Source organism: Flavobacterium zepuense (assembly GCF_007097145.1).
Classification (GTDB): Bacteria; Bacteroidota; Bacteroidia; order Flavobacteriales; family Flavobacteriaceae; genus Flavobacterium; species Flavobacterium zepuense.
Genome location: NZ_VJVZ01000007.1, coordinates 17,563 through 36,600 on the forward strand (window position 1 = coordinate 17,563; position 19,038 = coordinate 36,600).

The window sequence follows — 19,038 nt, forward strand, 5'->3', positions numbered from 1 at the left end:
TTAAATTTCAACCCATTCCTTCTGGAAGTGGTAATTAGGTCTTGAGCGGGTAAAATAGCAAGGTTGAGTGAAAGTGATAGATGCTTATACTTTTAAGAAAACTTGCGATTAGATAATTAGGCAAGCAATAGTATTGTAGCTAAAAAGACAAATAAAAAAAAGCGATCTTCTCAGACCGCCATAAATGTTTTCACAACGGAATAATCCTTATTGTGAATTGCTTTCAAAATTGTAACACAATATTACAAAATATTATTTAATGAATTTTACGGTTTCCCTTAAAAATTATTAGTGTTTTTTTTATTATTTTATGGCTATTTAAAAGATTTACAGATGAGAAATATATTAGGCTTGGATGTGGGAACCAATAGCGTCGGCTGGGCACTGGTAAATAGTGATCTCGAAAACAGATCAGGGCGTATTAAAGGAGCCGGAAGTCGGGTCATCCCAATGAGCCAAGACGTTTTAGGTAAATTTGACAGTGGTGTATCTATTTCCCAGACAGCCGAACGAACCAAATACCGGGGAGCAAGAAGGCTTGTACAACGGTTTTTGCTACGTAGAGAACGCCTTCACAGGGTATTGAATATTTTAAATTTCCTTCCTTCGCACTACTCCGAAGCAATAGATTTTGATAAGCATTTTGGACAGTTCAAACCTGAACGGGAAGAAAAATTATCTTCTTATAAAGATATGACGGGGAAAAACCAATTCCTGTTCAAAGAAAGTTATAACGAGATGCTTACCCTATTCAGGGCACAATTTCCTGACCTGAAAAAAGTGCCTTATGATCTGACCATATACTACCTGAGGAAAAAGGCATTGACTGAAAGGATATCGGGGCAGGAACTGGTATGGATTTTATTAAACTTTAATCAGAAGAGAGGGTATTACCAGCTTCGGGGCGAAGAGGAAGAAGAAAACAAGGGTAAACTTGTAAGATTCTATTCATTGATGGTAACTAATGTCATTGATACTAATGAAAAAAATAAGGCGGGACAAACCCTGTTCAATATCGTCCTGGAAAATGGCTGGGACTTTATCAAACCAAGTAGTAGCAATGTCGAGTGGGCAGGAAAAGTTAAGGAATTTATTATTACGACTGAAGTTGAAGATGACGGGATAACACCAAAGAAAGACAAGGAAGGTAGAGAGAAAAGAAGCTTTCGTGCACCTTTGGAAAATGACTGGACCCTCATTAAAACAAAGACCGAACAGGATATCAAAAGTAGCGGCAAAACACCAGGGCATTATATTTTTGATGCCCTGCTGAAAGACCCTGCCCAAAAGATCAATGGAAAGTTGGTCAGGACAATCGAAAGGTATTATTACAAAGAAGAATTAAAGCAAATCCTGGAGACCCAAAGCTCATTTCACCAGGAACTTAGTGATGAAAAATTGTATGGGGATTGCATCAATGAATTATATAAAAGAAATGAAGCGCATAAAAACAATATCAAAAGCAGGGGCTTTGCCTATTTATTTTTAGAGGATATTATATTTTACCAACGTCCTTTAAAAAGTAAAATTTCTTTGATAAGTGATTGCAGTTTTGAACAACATCCGCTAAAAGACAAGAAAGGTAATTTAGTAAGGAATGAAAATGGCCAGCCAATTTTAAAGCCGCTGAAATGCATCGCGAGATCAAATCCTATATTCCAGGAATTCCGTTTGCTGCAATTTGTAAAAAATCTGAGCATTTATGAAAGGGAGCTGACCAATGATGGAAAAATAGAATTTGATGTAGATGTTACCGCAAAATATTTACCTACAGTTAATGATTTGGAAGAATTATTTCTTTGGTTGAACGACAAAGCTGAGATCAGTCAAAAGCAGCTGTTGTCCTATCCGAGGTTCAAACTCAAAGAAGAGAAATTTAGGTGGAATTTTCCGGAAGATAAAATCTACCCATGCAATGAAACAAGGAGCCAGTTTTTAAGAGCCGCATCAAAAATTGAAGCCCTTGACGAATCTTTTTTCAGTTCGGGCATCATGCAGGATCTTTGGCATATTTTATATTCGGTTACCGACAAAATTGAGATAGAGAAAGCTATTGGCTCTTTTGCCAAAAAGCACAATTTGCCTGAAGATTTTATACCGGCTTTCTCCAAATTAAAGCCTTACAAAAAAGAGTACGGGGCTTATTCAGAAAAAGCCACAAAAAAGCTGTTACAGCTAATGCGCTTCGGCAATCAGTGGAATGGATCAGTGATCCATCCAGGTACGCTAAAACGCATCGATAAGATTCAAACCGGAGAATTTGACGAAAAGATCGGGAATCGTGTACGTGAAAAAGCCATTCATTTAAATAAGCTATCTGACTTTCAGGGCCTGCCTTTATGGCTTGCCTCTTATATTGTTTATGACCGCCATAGCGAGGCAAGTGATCTTGCAAAATGGGAACACCCGGCAGACGTTGAGCGCTTTTTGAAGAATGATTTCAGGCAGCATGCCTTACGAAATCCTATTGTTGAACAGGTAATTCGCGAAACATTACGTGTGGTTAAAGATATCTGGCAGCATTATGGGGACGGTGCGGCGAACTTCTTCGATGAGATACATATTGAATTAGGTAGGGAGATGAAGAACCCAGCCAAGAAAAGGGAACAGATAGCTAAAAAAATCGCTGAAAATGAGAATACGAATTTGCGGATCAAGGCCATCCTAACGGAGCTGAAAAATGACGGAAATATTTCCGTACGTCCCTATTCTCCGGGGCAACAGGAGATATTAAAGCTCTATGAAGAAGGTGTATACAGCAAAGAAATCCGAAAGGATAAACTTGAAGAGTTGGATAAGATCAGGAAAAACGCAAAACCTACCCCATCAGAGATTAACAAGTATAAACTGTGGTTGGAGCAAGGCTATATCTCGCCTTATACAGGGAAAATGATCCCGTTAAGCCAGCTTTTCACAACCAAATATCAGGTTGAACACATCATACCGCAATCCAGGTTCTTCGATGATTCCCTGTCCAATAAGGTGATCTGCGAATCAGAGATCAATGACCTGAAGGGTAACGACACCGGACTGGAATTCATTATTAAAAATTCGGGCCGTATCGTAACACTATCCGGCGGGGAAAGGGTTACCATATTTACAAAAGAAGCCTATAATCAACACATAAATAGCTATTACAGTAAGCATAAGGATAAGCAAAAACGCTTGTTAAGCGAAGATATTCCAGAATCATTTATTAATCGCCAGTTGAATGATACCAAATACATCAGTAAAGTCATAAAGATGCTTTTGAGCAGGATCGTGCGTGAAGATGATGAACAGGAGTCAACATCAAAGCATGTCATCACGCTCAATGGTGCTATCACCTCACGAATGAAGCAGGATTGGGGCTTAAATGATGTTTGGAATGAGCTCATCACACCGCGTTTTGAACGATTGAACCGGATGACGGATTCTAATGATTTTGGAAGGCTGGAATTGAAAAAAGATGCATTTGGAAATACCGGCAAACAGGTTTTCCAAACCACAGTCCCTGATGAAATCGCCAGAGGATTCAATAGAAAGCGGATAGACCACCGCCACCACGCACTGGATGCTTTGGTGATCGCATGTGTAAACAGGACACATATCAACTACCTCAATAATTTAAACGCAAGGGATGAAGATGACAAAACCGTAAAATACGAACTGAGAAATAAAATTTGCTTTAAAGACAAAACGGACAACAGTGGAAACTATCAATGGAAATTCCATAAGCCCTGGGAAAGCTTTACAAGTGATACCAAAAGTGTGCTAGATAAAGCGGTGGTGAGTTTTAAACAGAATACGAGGGTGATCAATAAAACAACTAACAAGCACCTGGCATGGGTTGAAGAAGAAGGACACTTGCAAAAAGCCTCTGTTTCCCAGCATAAAGGGGACAATTGGGCAATCAGAAAACCGATGCACGCAGAAACGGTAAGCGGAAAGGTCTTTTTAAAAAGGGTGAAACAAAATCCCGTTGCCATAGCAACTGTCTTAGAAAAAATCGACCTGATCGTCGACAAAGAAATAAAAAAGAAAATAAAAGAAATTGTAACGCTTTATCCGAACAATACGGAGGGACTGAAAAAATACCTGAAGGCAAATCCTGTCAAAATAGGAGATAAGATCATTGACAGGGTACTGATTTATGAAACCATTGAGGCAACGGCCACCAGAAAAGTCCTGGATATTTCTTTCGACGAAAAAAAAATCGAAAAAATAACAGATACAGGAATTCAAAAGATTCTTTTGAATCACCTGAGACAGGAAAAATACCAAACGGTTACTAATGAAAGCGGTAAGAAAATAGCATCGCATGAAGCCGCATTTTCAGAAGATGGCCTGGATGATTTGAATAAAAATATAGTCATCCTTAATGATGGTAAAAACCATCAGCCTATTATTAAGGTTCGCGTGTTTGAAGAGGGTGGAAAATTCAGGCTTGGCAGTAACGGCGCAAAAAGGGATAAATATGTGGATACAGCAAAAGGGACGAATCTATTTTTTGCTATTTATAAAAGTGCAAATGGAAAGCGGGATTATAAAACTATTCCGCTAAATGAAGTTATAGAAAGTCAAAAGTTGGGTGCCTTAGAAAAACTAAAGCCTTCCCGATCTTCTATACCAGCAACATATACCGATAAGAACAACCTGGAATATACTTTGCTTTTTTATTTGAATCCCAATGATCTCGTGTATGTTCCTACCCCTGAAGAAATTGGAAACTCGGATCAGATCGACATTCACAACTTGACAAAAGAACAGGTAAGCAGGATATACAGGATGGAAAAAACATCAGGAAAAGAATGTTATTTCATACAAAATAATATAGCAGATCTGATCGCACCCTATGACCCTAAATTAAAGTTCGGGGAATTCGGAAGCCAAAATAAATTACAGATATCCGTTGATGGTCTTAAAATATCTGAATCCTGTTTGAAACTTGACATCACCCGATTGGGCCGAATTAAAAAAATCTATCCATGATCAAACGTACCCTTTTCTTTGGTAACCCGGCATATCTCAGCACTAAGAATGAACAGCTGGTAATTTCCTATCCAGATGACGGGTTGGATACCAAAACTGTGGCCATAGAAGATATCGGGATCGTCGTTCTGGAAAACCAGCAGATCACCATTACTAATGGACTGCTCGAAAAATTAACCAGCAATAATGTGGCGCTGATCAATTGCAATCAGCAGCACCTACCAATTGGCCTGCTGATGCCCTTAAATGGGCATACGGAGCAATCGGAGCGGTTTAAAAACCAGATCAAGGCTTCTTTGCCGTTGAAGAAAAATTTGTGGCAGCAGACCGTCACGTCAAAAATTCTCAATCAGGCAGGCTTGTTAAAAGAAAGAGGAATTCCGGTCAGGAACATGGAGCATTGGGCTAAAAATGTAACCTCTGGCGATACCCTGAACCATGAGGCAAGGGCCGCGGTTTATTATTGGCAGCAATTGGTCAAGGTCGAACATTTTAACCGCCACCAAAGTGGAATCCCGCCGAATAACTTGCTAAATTACGGCTATGCCATATTACGGGCGATCACGGCAAGAGCATTAGTAAGCTCTGGCCTTTTGCCAACTCTGGGCATTTTTCACCGGAACAAATACAATGCCTATTGCCTGGCTGACGACATTATGGAGCCATACCGCCCATACGTTGACCTGATTGTTTGCCACATTATGGATACCGAGGATTACATCGATGAACTTACAATGGATATCAAGAAACAATTGCTCAGTATCGCAACGATCGATGTGCGTATAGATGATAAAAACAGCCCATTAATGGTGGCCATGAGCCGGACAACGCATTCACTACATGAATGCTTTGAAGGAACCGCAAGGAAAATCTTATACCCGGTCTATGTATGATGATCATTACACCCGTTTAAACCAATATAGAAGTTTGTGGATATTAGTCTTTTTTGATTTGCCGACCGAAACGCGCAAGGAACGTAAAATAGCAGCTACTTTCCGCAAGAAATTGTTGGATGATGGCTTCTCTATGTTCCAATTTTCTATCTATATGCGCTTTTGTGCCAGCCGTGAAAATGCAGAAGTGCATACCAAAAGAGTAAAGAACAGCCTGCCAATGCATGGAAAAGTAGGTGTCATGCAAATTACTGATCGGCAATTCGGGATGATGGAATTATTTTATGGACAAAAGCCCGTAGAGCCCGATAAACCTTCACAACAATTGGAGCTATTCTAATCTTATAGAATCATAAAAATCTATAATGAAGCATATTGATATAGCAAAAAAAATCTGTTTTTTTATTCCTAAATTAACCTATAAATACCAGCATATCAACGCTTTACGTAAGGATAGCTGGGAATTATAAGCTAAAAGTACAATTTTGAAAGCAATTCACAACGTAAACATGTTTAAAGAAAGTTTCTCCCTTGCTGGGAATTATAAGCTAAAAGTACAATTTTGAAAGCAATTCACAACAAAAGCTCCCTTTAGTTTTAGATATACAGGCTGGGAATTATAAGCTAAAAGTACAATTTTGAAAGCAATTCACAACGAAAAAAGGATAAAACAGCCTGCCTTTAATGCTGGGAATTATAAGCTAAAAGTACAATTTTGAAAGCAATTCACAACGGCAATGCTTTGCGTTACAAGCGTAACCAAGCTGGGAATTATAAGCTAAAAGTACAATTTTGAAAGCAATTCACAACAAGCCTATTTCGATATGTATAACACCCCCTGCTGGGAATTATAAGCTAAAAGTACAATTTTGAAAGCAATTCACAACAAATCCATTGCAACGATGGAAAACGGCGCGCTGGGAATTATAAGCTAAAAGTACAATTTTGAAAGCAATTCACAACTACGCCAGGCACGGCTGTTGTAATCAAAGCGCTGGGAATTATAAGCTAAAAGTACAATTTTGAAAGCAATTCACAACCTATAGAGTACACACAGGCAATAGACGGTCGCTGGGAATTATAAGCTAAAAGTACAATTTTGAAAGCAATTCACAACTTATTTTGCACCCCTTAAAACGCCTAAAAAGCTGGGAATTATAAGCTAAAAGTACAATTTTGAAAGCAATTCACAACGTAAAGACCTTAAAGGTATTTTTGATGTACGCTGGGAATTATAAGCTAAAAGTACAATTTTGAAAGCAATTCACAACGGTTTGCGCCTTGCAAATTCTTTCCCATAAGCTGGGAATTATAAGCTAAAAGTACAATTTTGAAAGCAATTCACAACAGTAGTTCCTGATTTTCTTTGCTTAACTCTGCTGGGAATTATAAGCTAAAAGTACAATTTTGAAAGCAATTCACAACATAAACAACTTAAAAGATAGAGGCGCGCCGGCTGGGAATTATAAGCTAAAAGTACAATTTTGAAAGCAATTCACAACGCTTCTCGTGGACATTGTTGGGTCATCCAGCTGGGAATTATAAGCTAAAAGTACAATTTTGAAAGCAATTCACAACAGGTCAAATACAATAATTGGTTTGGTTAATGCTGGGAATTATAAGCTAAAAGTACAATTTTGAAAGCAATTCACAACTCAGTTACGGCAAATGATGCATTGGCTTTAGCTGGGAATTATAAGCTAAAAGTACAATTTTGAAAGCAATTCACAACCGTTAGCCTTAACATAATCCCTCGAATGAGCTGGGAATTATAAGCTAAAAGTACAATTTTGAAAGCAATTCACAACATAACGAGCAATCCATATTAAAGCTTATAGCTGGGAATTATAAGCTAAAAGTACAATTTTGAAAGCAATTCACAACTCCTTTACCTTCCATAAATTGAACTTTCAGGCTGGGAATTATAAGCTAAAAGTACAATTTTGAAAGCAATTCACAACGTTCAGTCATTATAAGACCAAACTTTGATGCTGGGAATTATAAGCTAAAAGTACAATTTTGAAAGCAATTCACAACTGTAGCCCATGCCGAAACCTCCGTAAGCAGCTGGGAATTATAAGCTAAAAGTACAATTTTGAAAGCAATTCACAACTTATACGCTTAACGGGGTGGATAAAACATAGCTGGGAATTATAAGCTAAAAGTACAATTTTGAAAGCAATTCACAACATGTTCTTCTGGAGTAGGAGGGTGGTTAGCGCTGGGAATTATAAGCTAAAAGTACAATTTTGAAAGCAATTCACAACACCGGCAGCATCGGTAATAACCATTTCGGCGCTGGGAATTATAAGCTAAAAGTACAATTTTGAAAGCAATTCACAACAAGGGTAGCGGGCGGGAGCTTTGAAAAAGCGCTGGGAATTATAAGCTAAAAGTACAATTTTGAAAGCAATTCACAACATGTAAGTGATAGCATCTTCTAACTGGCTAGCTGGGAATTATAAGCTAAAAGTACAATTTTGAAAGCAATTCACAACCAGCATCGTATAAATCTTTGAGTGCTTCGGCTGGGAATTATAAGCTAAAAGTACAATTTTGAAAGCAATTCACAACTTAATTCTATTTCACGCTTATAAACCTCTTGCTGGGAATTATAAGCTAAAAGTACAATTTTGAAAGCAATTCACAACAAAATAGATACAAACCTATTTTTAAGCGAGCTGGGAATTATAAGCTAAAAGTACAATTTTGAAAGCAATTCACAACACTCAGTGTATTCATATTATCATTTGGTTTGCTGGGAATTATAAGCTAAAAGTACAATTTTGAAAGCAATTCACAACTTGCAAGGTTTAACGTATCTATCGTGAAGGCTGGGAATTATAAGCTAAAAGTACAATTTTGAAAGCAATTCACAACATGTTTCTGCTTGCGCATTTGATATTACCTGCTGGGAATTATAAGCTAAAAGTACAATTTTGAAAGCAATTCACAACGGAATGGATAATGACATTGTATACGCTACAGCTGGGAATTATAAGCTAAAAGTACAATTTTGAAAGCAATTCACAACTTAACCCTAACAATATAAGCAGCTCCTGAAGCTGGGAATTATAAGCTAAAAGTACAATTTTGAAAGCAATTCACAACGAAAAGAGTTTCAAACATGGCTGATGGGGCGCTGGGAATTATAAGCTAAAAGTACAATTTTGAAAGCAATTCACAACTGAAAAGCTGGAAGGGTTAGTCGGCAGGGGGCTGGGAATTATAAGCTAAAAGTACAATTTTGAAAGCAATTCACAACCACCGACTTCGGACGAATCAAAAGTCATACGCTGGGAATTATAAGCTAAAAGTACAATTTTGAAAGCAATTCACAACCAAAAAGGCAAATCGTCATGATCTTCTTCTGCTGGGAATTATAAGCTAAAAGTACAATTTTGAAAGCAATTCACAACTAGCATTAACAACAACTTTACCGTCACTTTGCTGGGAATTATAAGCTAAAAGTACAATTTTGAAAGCAATTCACAACGTGTCTGTATGCCAAAAGCCATGCACATTGGCTGGGAATTATAAGCTAAAAGTACAATTTTGAAAGCAATTCACAACGATCGGCGGTATAGTATGTATTATTGCAGGGCTGGGAATTATAAGCTAAAAGTACAATTTTGAAAGCAATTCACAACCAACTAATGAATCAGCAGTAAAAACAGCAGGCTGGGAATTATAAGCTAAAAGTACAATTTTGAAAGCAATTCACAACCACGATCATCAGCAGCTTCACGTTCTTCAAGCTGGGAATTATAAGCTAAAAGTACAATTTTGAAAGCAATTCACAACTCCAGGGCTTCAAGTTCTTTGATCCTTTCAGCTGGGAATTATAAGCTAAAAGTACAATTTTGAAAGCAATTCACAACAAGATGCCTACGACAAGTATAAAACTACAGGCTGGGAATTATAAGCTAAAAGTACAATTTTGAAAGCAATTCACAACGAACTGACCTCATTAAATAGTATCGTTTATGCTGGGAATTATAAGCTAAAAGTACAATTTTGAAAGCAATTCACAACTAGTGCTTGGCTCGGCTTTTAATTCCGCTAGCTGGGAATTATAAGCTAAAAGTACAATTTTGAAAGCAATTCACAACGGTAGTGAACACTAAAGGCGGTATAGCCCTGCTGGGAATTATAAGCTAAAAGTACAATTTTGAAAGCAATTCACAACGTGAAAAACAAAAAGGATGCCGCCTCTATCGCTGGGAATTATAAGCTAAAAGTACAATTTTGAAAGCAATTCACAACAGGGTAGTCATTGTTCTTACCCCAGGCTGCGCTGGGAATTATAAGCTAAAAGTACAATTTTGAAAGCAATTCACAACCTTCCGCGCTTCACCCGACTCCCCCCCCCCGGCTGGGAATTATAAGCTAAAAGTACAATTTTGAAAGCAATTCACAACTTGGAAAACGTCTATAAAAAACATTTTCGCGCTGGGAATTATAAGCTAAAAGTACAATTTTGAAAGCAATTCACAACCCCACAGGGTTTGCATAACCGCCACCATAGGCTGGGAATTATAAGCTAAAAGTACAATTTTGAAAGCAATTAACAACGGGTACTGCCAAAATGTGGGCCAAGCATGTGCTGGGAATTATAAGCTAAAAGTACAATTTTGAAAGCAATTCACAACAGTTTGGGTATTCAGATCACTTGAAGAATTGCTGGGAATTATAAGCTAAAAGTACAATTTTGAAAGCAATTCACAACTGCCGACATGAAAGCCACCCGCCCACAACTGCTGGGAATTATAAGCTAAAAGTACAATTTTGAAAGCAATTCACAACTGGATTCCAAGTAGGCTTAAGGTGGCACTTGCTGGGAATTATAAGCTAAAAGTACAATTTTGAAAGCAATTCACAACAAAGGAGCTAAAAACCCAGCTTCAATTTATGCTGGGAATTATAAGCTAAAAGTACAATTTTGAAAGCAATTCACAACAAGGCGGCGCTCAACCATTTCTCTTTTTGAGCTGGGAATTATAAGCTAAAAGTACAATTTTGAAAGCAATTCACAACAATAGCTTCTTGTTTTGGTGTTTCCATGTCGCTGGGAATTATAAGCTAAAAATACAATTTGAAAGCAATTCACAACAAGTATTACAAGTTTTTCTACAAGGTTATCGCTGATAATTATAAGCTAAAAGTACAATTTTAAAAGCAATTCACAACAAAGCCATTGCAACGATGGAAAACGGTTCAGCTGGGAATTATAAGCTAAAAGTACAATTCTGAAAGCAATCCGCAATAGTAATAGACCTATCATTCGGGCTAAGAACTTAACGTATTAAATATTTTTTCAGTCTCTGTTTCGGAGCAGTCAAAAGCTTCATTATTGACATCCAGTTATTTAAATCAGCATATCAATAAGTACATAGATGTGCCTGAAAATTTAGGATAAAATTCATCAGGCACACAATTGGTCTATTAAAATTTTTTGTTATACATTTGCGCAACCTTAAGAATTAAGCGTTGCCAATCGTTGCAAATCTTCGATGAAAAAGTTCGAAAATTGTACAGGCAGGGCGACAAATAAAAATCATGTAAAGTGATCTAAAAGGCCACATAGCTCAGCTGGATAGAGCACCTGCCTTCTAAGCAGGCGGTCTCAGGTTCGAATCCTGATGTGGTCACAAAACAGCTTAAAACCATCCATAACCGGATGGTTTTTTTTGTTGTAATAACTCATCATAATTTATAGGTAATTTGGCATGCACAGCCATCACTATAAAGCTTTCCCTAAATACATCCCAATACCCTCATGTCATTTAAGATTTAAGTGTTAATCTAAAATCAAAACTAAGGATGTCAATCGCGTAATACTTTAAATTTGGTGCTAACATCTTTACTAAAACTAAAATCAAATGGGCTTAGATAACAAAACAATATTAGAGAAAGCTAATGCAGCTGTTACGCAAGGCAATAATGAGGAATTTCTTTCTTACTGTAACGATGACACAACATGGATATTTGTGGGTGACCAAACCTTAAAAGGCAAGGAAGCCGTAAGGCAATATATGGTAAAAGCATATATAGAGCCACCAAAATTCATGGTTGAGAACTTAATTGCCGAGGGTGACTTTGTTACTGCCATAGGCAAAATCAGCATGAAGGATGAAAGCGGCAACACAGTTGATTATTCGTATTGCGATGTATGGCGGTTTAAAGATGGAAAGATGGCCGAACTAAAAGCTTTTGTTATAGAGGATAAATCTGAATAAATCCGCGTTGTATTCATCAATGATTAATCCGCTGCCGCAGAAAAATTATATGGCTTACATAAGTTTAATGAGCCATACAGGCAAGTAAATTGAGCCATAAGCATAAGCTGCGAAAACACATAAAGCTGAACTTTGTATTGTTAATTAATAATAAATAACAATGACAACAATATCAAAAATAGCTTTAGGCAATAACGGGCCATTAGTATCTAAATTGGGGTTGGGCTGTATGCGAATGTCGCCCGTTTGGGGTGGCCCGGCAAATGATGAGAATGAAAGCATCGCTACCATTCAGGCTGCGTTAAACAGCGGTATCAACTTCCTAAATACCGGCGATTTTTACGGCAGCGGGCACAATGAACTGCTTGTAGGCAAAGCCATAAAAGGCCGCAGGGATGACGCTTTTATAAGCGTAAAGTTTGGCGCGATATTTTACAACGGCCAATGGATTGGGTTAGACCTTCGCCCCGTAGCCATTAAAAACTTTATCAATTATTCTTTAGTGCGTTTGGGCATAGATACTATAGACCTTTACCAGCCGTGCAGGCTTGATGGCAGTGTACCAATAGAAGATGTAGTAGGAACTATTGCCGATTTAATTAAAGAAGGAAAGGTACGCCATTTAGGGGTATCGGAAATTACATCAGATCAGCTTCGTACAGCTAACAGCGTGTACTCGGTAACCGCATTAGAGATAGGTTATTCTTTAGCCGACCGTCAAATTGAGAATGATCTGCTCCCTACCGCAAAAGAGTTGGGGATTGGTGTGGTGGCCTTTGCCAATACTGCCGAGGGGCTCCTTACAGGCGAAATGAAAGCGCCACTTGCAGCAAATTCTTATCATAACCACTTTTCGCGCTTCCAGGGAGAGAACCTGATAAAAAATCTGGAAAAGGTAGAGGCTTTAAAGTCCATTGCAGCAGAAAAAGGCTTTACTCCCACTCAACTTGCCATTGCCTGGGTTAACGCGCAGGGAGAGCATATAATGCCATTGGTAAGCATGAGCAAACGCTCCCGCCTGCCTGAAAATATGCAGGCTATGGAAATTACATTCACGCCTCAGGAAATGGATACGCTTAACACACACTTTGCACAGGGCGCGATACTTGGAGGTACCTACCTGCAACGATAGTTACGCAGGCTTTAGCTTGTAAATTTATATCTTTACTACATGACAAATCCTACCGAAATAATACCGGGTGTACTCTTTTACTCCTTTCTCTCTAAAATGCGAAAGGAAAAAGTAGGCTTTTTAGAGCACAGTACGCTGGTATTACAGGTTTCGGGGCTATTTACGTTAGCTACTGCTACAGAAACTATTTCGATGACCGGAGGAAACATGTTGCTGATACGAAAAAACCAGCTGGGCGAGATTACCAAGATACCCATTGATGGCGGAGATTACCAAACTATAGTCATTCTCCTTAAGGAAGACCTGCTCCGAAAGATTGCCTTAGAGGAACAAATAGAAACAGTACAAAAATATACCGGTGCACCCAATATACTTATCCCTGAGAATGATTTTTTACATGGTTTTTTCCAGTCGGTTATACCGTATGTAAAACATCCTGAAGCAAAGATTACTGATGCTTTAGGCATGCTAAAAGTAAAAGAGGTTGTAAAGATACTTTTGCACACGATGCCTCAATTGAAAGAATTTTTGTTTGACTTTTCTGAGACTCATAAGATGGATCTGGAAAAATTTATGTTGAGCAATTATCATTTTAATATGCCGGTAGAAAAATTTGCACAGCTTACCGGCAGGAGCCTTGCAGGGTTTAAGCGTGATTTTCAAAAAGCCTTTGGTATGGCGCCCCGACAGTGGCTACAGGAAAAACGACTGGCCGAAGCGCGCCATCTTATTGAAAATAAGCATAAAAAGCCATCTGCCATTTACCTCGACCTGGGATTTGAAAGCCTCTCACATTTTTCGCATTCCTTTAAAAAGAAGTTTGGCGTGGCACCTACAGAATTACCTGTTAACACATTGCTATAATTACAAAACCATCCATAACCGGATGGTTTTTTTGCTTATTTAAAGTATCATCTCATCATATTAAATTTATCTTTAACAAATATTTTAACATTTATCTAAATTTCGGGTAACAAAATCTATCAGCGGACGTCTAACCTAAAACACCAACAAACCATTCACTATGAAAAAAGTAACTTCCTTCTTCTTGCTTACGTTTTTGCTTGTTGCCCAAAACATCGTGGCACAATCTGTAACAGGTAAAGTGTTAGACGAGCAACAACAACCAATACCTTATGTTACTATTGGCATAGGCCCTACTTATAACGTTGTAAGCAATGAAGACGGAGCCTTTATTATATTACTGCCGGAGCCTGCCGAAGACAACAAAGTAACCTTTAGCAGTATTGGCTACCAAACGGTACAGGTGCCGCTTACCGATTTTAAAAACGGCACCTATGTGCTTAAAGAACAGGCAACCCAACTGGATGATGTTTACATTACCAATCAAAAACTTACACCTGCCGAAATTTTGGCACAGGTTATTGCCAATGCCCCTAAAAATTATGGCACCCAGCCTGTAAAGCAAACCTTTTTTATGAGATCTTCTCAAAACATTAAACTGCTTGATAGTAAGTTTGAGCTGCTAAAATCATCGCTCGAAACAAAATCTACGTTAAAAGACCTCAACAAGGAACTTGAAGATATAACTGCCAAAGTTGTAAACCAAAGCTCGCAGCTGTTTACCGAATCGTATGGGCATTTGTATACACAAGACGGTAAATCAAAGTTAGCTGTTGAAAAAGCTGTTGAGTTAAGAAATAAGGAGAAGGATATCTCCGGCGACCAGATTAACAGCCGATTAATGGAAGTAATTAAAAAGCACCTGGATCGCGATGCCAGCTACACTCTAAAATCAGGCCTGTTTACATTGGATAAGGATTTTAAGTTTGATTCGCCTAAAAAAGATAGCGTTCAGGATAGTAAAACCGCTAATTTAAGGGGCCGTATTACATCGTTAAGTTCATCGCTTAACAAGTTTTATACTAATGACGAACTTGATTTTTTAACTGATTTAAAACGATACACCTACACTTTAGAAGGCTTCTCTAACTACGGTGGTGAAACTGTATACATTTTAGATTTTAAACCGGCGAAAAGCTCTGCAAGCTATTTTGGTAAACTTTACGTAAACGTGAACGATTTTGCAGTTGTAAAACTGGAATATAATTTAGCCGATGGTAAAACCGCAGAGAAAATAAACCTTAAATTTTTACTGGGCATGAAAATGGTTCAGGATCGTGTAAAAGTTGCCGCTACCTACACCAAGAACGAAAAAGGAAAGTACTCTGTAAACTTTGCCAAAAAGCAAATGGTAACCTATATGTACCTTAACCGCTCTTTAAAACTTACTAAAAATAAAGTAGACAAAAAAGAAGAAACCAAAATGCTTAAACTGGACTTTCTTGCTGAATTTGATGCCCAAACTACTGAGGAGTTATTTGTAATAAATAAAGAGCCTATAAATGCCCAGGAGTTTAACAGCATATCAGAGCAGGAAAAATACGATATAAAGCACTTAGCAAAATACGATGCATCGGTATGGAAAAATTACAATGTACTTGCCCCTGTAGATGCCATTAAAAATTATAATTAAACAATAACATATTCTGTATGTACAAAGCCTTTAAGTCAGATGATTTAAAGGCTTTTTCTGTAGTTATAACTTATAACCTCTCATAAACTCAAATAAAATTACTTCACTATTTGTAAAAGTCCTATTTTTATGGGGCTAAAACCAAATTACTAAACCTTATGATCTTTAAAACTGTATTCAAAATTGTTGTGCCCTGCCTCTTTATTACAACGCTTTTTGGCTTTTCCGAAAAACCAGAATGGAAAAACCTATTGGATAAAAACCTAACCCAGTGGGAGATGTATCTTAGTTACCGCCATAAACCTGGTTACAATGGTAAAGTTCCTATAGATGCCGGTGGTAAAGAAATTAAGCCCATAGGCTACAACAAAAATGAGGCCGGTGTGTTTACGGTTATTGAAGAAAAAGGAGAACCCGTATTACGCGTAAGCGGCGAAATTTATGGTTGCGTTTTTACCAAAGCCGAATATGAAAATTACCACCTTAAAGCTAAAGTGCGCTGGGGCGAAAAGAAATGGGATCCGCGTACTGATAAGCTAAGAGATTCAGGCATCCTGTACCATTCGGTTGGAGAGTGCGGTAAAGATTATTGGCGTGCCTGGATGTTGTCGCAGGAATTTCAGCTGATGGAAGGCCATATGGGCGATTACTGGAATATTGCGAACGCCGCCATTGATGTGCGGGCTTTTATACCGGAAGGTATTATGAACCCTGTTGCTAATGAAAAGCAACCATTTTTACCTATTGCAACAGGAACGGGTATAGATGGGTTTTGCCTGCGCGGAGAAAACCATGAAAGCCCTAAAGGCCAGTGGACTGAAGTTGAGCTTGTTTGTTTTGAGGGTAAAAGCCTGCACATTGTAAATGGCCACGTAGTAATGGTACTGCAAAACTCACGTTATGTAGAGAATGGAAAATCTGTACCGTTAACTAAAGGAAAAATACAACTGCAAAGCGAAGCCGCAGAAACATTTTACAAAGATGTGATGATTAAAGAGCTTACAACCCTTCCGGCAGAATATGCTGCTTACTTCAGATAAATATCATATTATAATAAAAATGCCGCTAAGACTTTAGCGGCATTTTTATTTAAGGCCATTAATTACAGCCCTAATATCTTGTTTATTTTTTCCCGATCTACAGCGCCCCCCGCAAAATCGTCGAAGGTTTTTTGGGTGGCTTCAATAATATGACTCTTAATGAACGGTGCACCCTCACGTGCACCCTGTTCGGGACTTTTAATGCAGCATTCCCACTCCATTACAGCCCAAACATCGCAGCCGTATTGTGTAAGTTTGCTAAAGATGCCTTTAAAATCTATCTGCCCATCACCCGGTGAGCGGAAACGCCCTGCCCTGTCGGCCCAGTCGGCATAACCGCCATAAACGCCTTGCTTACCAGTAGGGTTAAACTCAGCATCCTTTACATGAAAAGCTTTTATGTAACTATGGTAGTGGTCTATAAAGGTTAAATAGTCCAGCTGCTGCAATAAAAAATGGCTGGGGTCGTACAGCATATTTACGCGTTTATGATTGCCTGTGGCGGCTAAAAATCGCTCAAATGATATGCCATCGTGCAGATCTTCGCCCGGGTGAATTTCGTAGCAAACATCTACGCCATTATCTTCAAAATGGTTAAGTATGGGCAGCCAGCGTTTTGCCAGCTCATCAAAACCTGCTTGAACCAGTCCTGGCGGCCGTTGTGGCCAGGGATACATGGTATGCCACAGCAATGCCCCTGAAAATGTTGCATGTGCTGTAAGCCCAAGCCTTCGGGAAGCTGTACCCGCTTTTTTAACGGTTTCTACAGCCCATTCAGTACGGGCTTTAGGATTGTTTTTAACAGCCAGAGGCGCAAAATTATCAAACATAACATCATACGCCAGGTTAACCGCTACAAGCTGCCCCTGCAGGTGGGTAGATAGCTCCGTAATCTCAAGTCCGAAACTATTTACCTTGCCTTTTAGTTCATCACAATAATCCTGACTTTCGGCAGCTTTATCAATATCGATAAGCCATTTATCTGATGTAGGTATCTGGATTCCCTTATAGCCCAAACCTGCCGCCCATTGGCATAAACCGTCAAGAGAATTATACGGGGCTTCGCTGCCCACAAATTGCGCCAGGAAAATACCCGGCCCTTTTATTGTTTTCATGTTATTGTAATTTTGTCCAGGCAGCGTTGTTAGCATCGCTATGCACTGCCGCGCTTATAAATTGCAACCCCCTTAGCCCATCATAAACGGTTGGATAAGCAGTCCCATCAATAGTTTTATTTTCTAAAACTGCCACTAAATGCTGTGCAAAGCCACGGTAAATAGTTGCAAAAGCCTCTAAATACCCCTCAGGGTGGCCCGATGGTATTCTTGAAACCGCAGCAGCCTCAGCATAAAGGCCTTTACCGTTAGGTGTGAATATTTTTTTAGGTGCATCAAGCCATCGTGTAATCAGTTCATTAGGGTTTTCCTGATGCCATTCTAAACTGCCCTTTTCGCCATAAACACGAATGGCAAGGTTGTTTTCTTCGCCCGTAGCAATTTGCGAGATAGACATGGTGCCTTTAGCCCCGTTTTCCATACGGAGCAGGATGTTGCCGTCATCATCAAGTACGCGGCCTTCGCCAAAACGACCCAGGTCGGCAGCAAGTTCGTTAATCTTGAGCCCCGTAATAAACTCGGTCAGGTTTTCGGCATGTGTGCCGATATCGCCCAACGCACCACCCATCCCCGATTTGGCCGGATCCTGCCTCCAGAACTCTTTACCTCCGGTTTCTTTTTCTACAGCGGTAGCCATCCAGCCCTGTAAATATTGTACTTGTACTTTACGTACAGCTCCTAAATCGCCATTGGCAACCATAGCCCTGGCCTGGCGCACCATAGGATGGCCGGTATAGTTGTGCGTGAGGGCAAAAAGCAGCCCCGTTTGTTCAACAAGGGTTATAAGCTCTTTAGCTTCTTCAACATTTAAGGTCATAGGTTTGTCGCAAACCACATGAAAACCATTTTGGAGCGCCAGCTTTGCCGGAGCAAAATGCAGGTGGTTGGGCGTGGTAATGGCAACAAAATCCATTCGCTCGCCTTCAGGCAGTTGCTTTTCCGCCAATATCATTTCTTCAAAACTGGCATAACAACGATTTTCCGGCAGGTATAGCGCCCTGCCTGTTTCTTGAGAGCGCTCTGCCGAGCTGCTAAACGCGCCGCAAACCAGTTCTATCAAACCATCAATTATGGCAGCTTTGCGGTGCACATCGCCTATAAAAGAGCCCGGGCCGCCGCCTACCATTCCCATTCGTAATTTCCTCATGAGA

Annotated in this window: 10 protein-coding genes, 1 tRNA gene and 1 CRISPR repeat array; of the genes, 9 read left to right on the top strand and 2 right to left on the bottom strand. The window is 39.1% G+C overall.

From position 1 onward, the window contains the following. Window positions 1-333: 333 nt before the first annotated feature. The 9 genes from cas9 (at window position 334) to FMM05_RS11650 (ending at window position 16,772) form a co-directional block, all read left to right on the top strand. Window positions 334-4,971, top strand: a complete 4,638-nt coding sequence (gene cas9 / locus FMM05_RS11610; protein WP_143373552.1) for a type II CRISPR RNA-guided endonuclease Cas9 — start codon at window positions 334-336, stop codon at window positions 4,969-4,971. Then, window positions 4,968-5,864, top strand: coding sequence for a type II CRISPR-associated endonuclease Cas1 (cas1, locus tag FMM05_RS11615; RefSeq protein ID WP_143373553.1), 897 nt, complete (start codon window positions 4,968-4,970; stop codon window positions 5,862-5,864). Before cas9 ends, cas1 begins: the two co-directional genes overlap by 4 nt. Further along, window positions 5,857-6,204: a CRISPR-associated endonuclease Cas2 gene (cas2, locus tag FMM05_RS11620; RefSeq protein ID WP_143373554.1), complete on the top strand. Its 348-nt coding sequence runs from the start codon at window positions 5,857-5,859 to the stop codon at window positions 6,202-6,204. Before cas1 ends, cas2 begins: the two co-directional genes overlap by 8 nt. A gap of 116 nt (window positions 6,205-6,320) precedes the next feature. Continuing rightward, window positions 6,321-11,131: direct repeats of the CRISPR family, unit length 47 nt; unit sequence GCTGGGAATTATAAGCTAAAAGTACAATTTTGAAAGCAATTCACAAC. Between the two features lie 310 nt (window positions 11,132-11,441). Then, window positions 11,442-11,515, top strand: a tRNA-Arg gene (locus tag FMM05_RS11625). Between the two features lie 231 nt (window positions 11,516-11,746). Then, complete coding sequence (locus FMM05_RS11630; protein ID WP_143373555.1) at window positions 11,747-12,103, top strand: nuclear transport factor 2 family protein; 357 nt, start codon at window positions 11,747-11,749, stop codon at window positions 12,101-12,103. A gap of 160 nt (window positions 12,104-12,263) precedes the next feature. Further along, window positions 12,264-13,235: an aldo/keto reductase gene (locus tag FMM05_RS11635; RefSeq protein WP_143373556.1), complete on the top strand. Its 972-nt coding sequence runs from the start codon at window positions 12,264-12,266 to the stop codon at window positions 13,233-13,235. 39 nt (window positions 13,236-13,274) lie between these two features. Further along, window positions 13,275-14,099: a helix-turn-helix domain-containing protein gene (locus tag FMM05_RS11640; RefSeq protein ID WP_143373557.1), complete on the top strand. Its 825-nt coding sequence runs from the start codon at window positions 13,275-13,277 to the stop codon at window positions 14,097-14,099. A 160-nt stretch (window positions 14,100-14,259) separates the two neighbouring features. Continuing rightward, entirely contained in the window at window positions 14,260-15,732 is a 1,473-nt protein-coding gene (locus FMM05_RS11645; protein WP_143373558.1) for a carboxypeptidase-like regulatory domain-containing protein, read from the top strand. A 158-nt stretch (window positions 15,733-15,890) separates the two neighbouring features. Then, entirely contained in the window at window positions 15,891-16,772 is an 882-nt protein-coding gene (locus FMM05_RS11650; protein ID WP_143373559.1) for a 3-keto-disaccharide hydrolase, read from the top strand. A gap of 62 nt (window positions 16,773-16,834) precedes the next feature. On the opposite strand, the gene FMM05_RS11655 is transcribed toward FMM05_RS11650, so the two are convergent. Together FMM05_RS11655 and FMM05_RS11660 are read right to left on the bottom strand one after the other, a co-directional pair. Next, a complete protein-coding gene (locus FMM05_RS11655) occupies window positions 16,835-17,887 on the bottom strand; it encodes a sugar phosphate isomerase/epimerase family protein (protein WP_143373560.1) in 1,053 nt (350 codons plus the stop codon). A 1-nt stretch (window position 17,888) separates the two neighbouring features. Beyond that, on the bottom strand, window positions 17,889-19,034 hold the full coding sequence (locus FMM05_RS11660) for a Gfo/Idh/MocA family protein (RefSeq protein ID WP_185965573.1): 1,146 nt from the start codon (window positions 19,032-19,034) through the stop codon (window positions 17,889-17,891). Window positions 19,035-19,038: the final 4 nt, after the last annotated feature.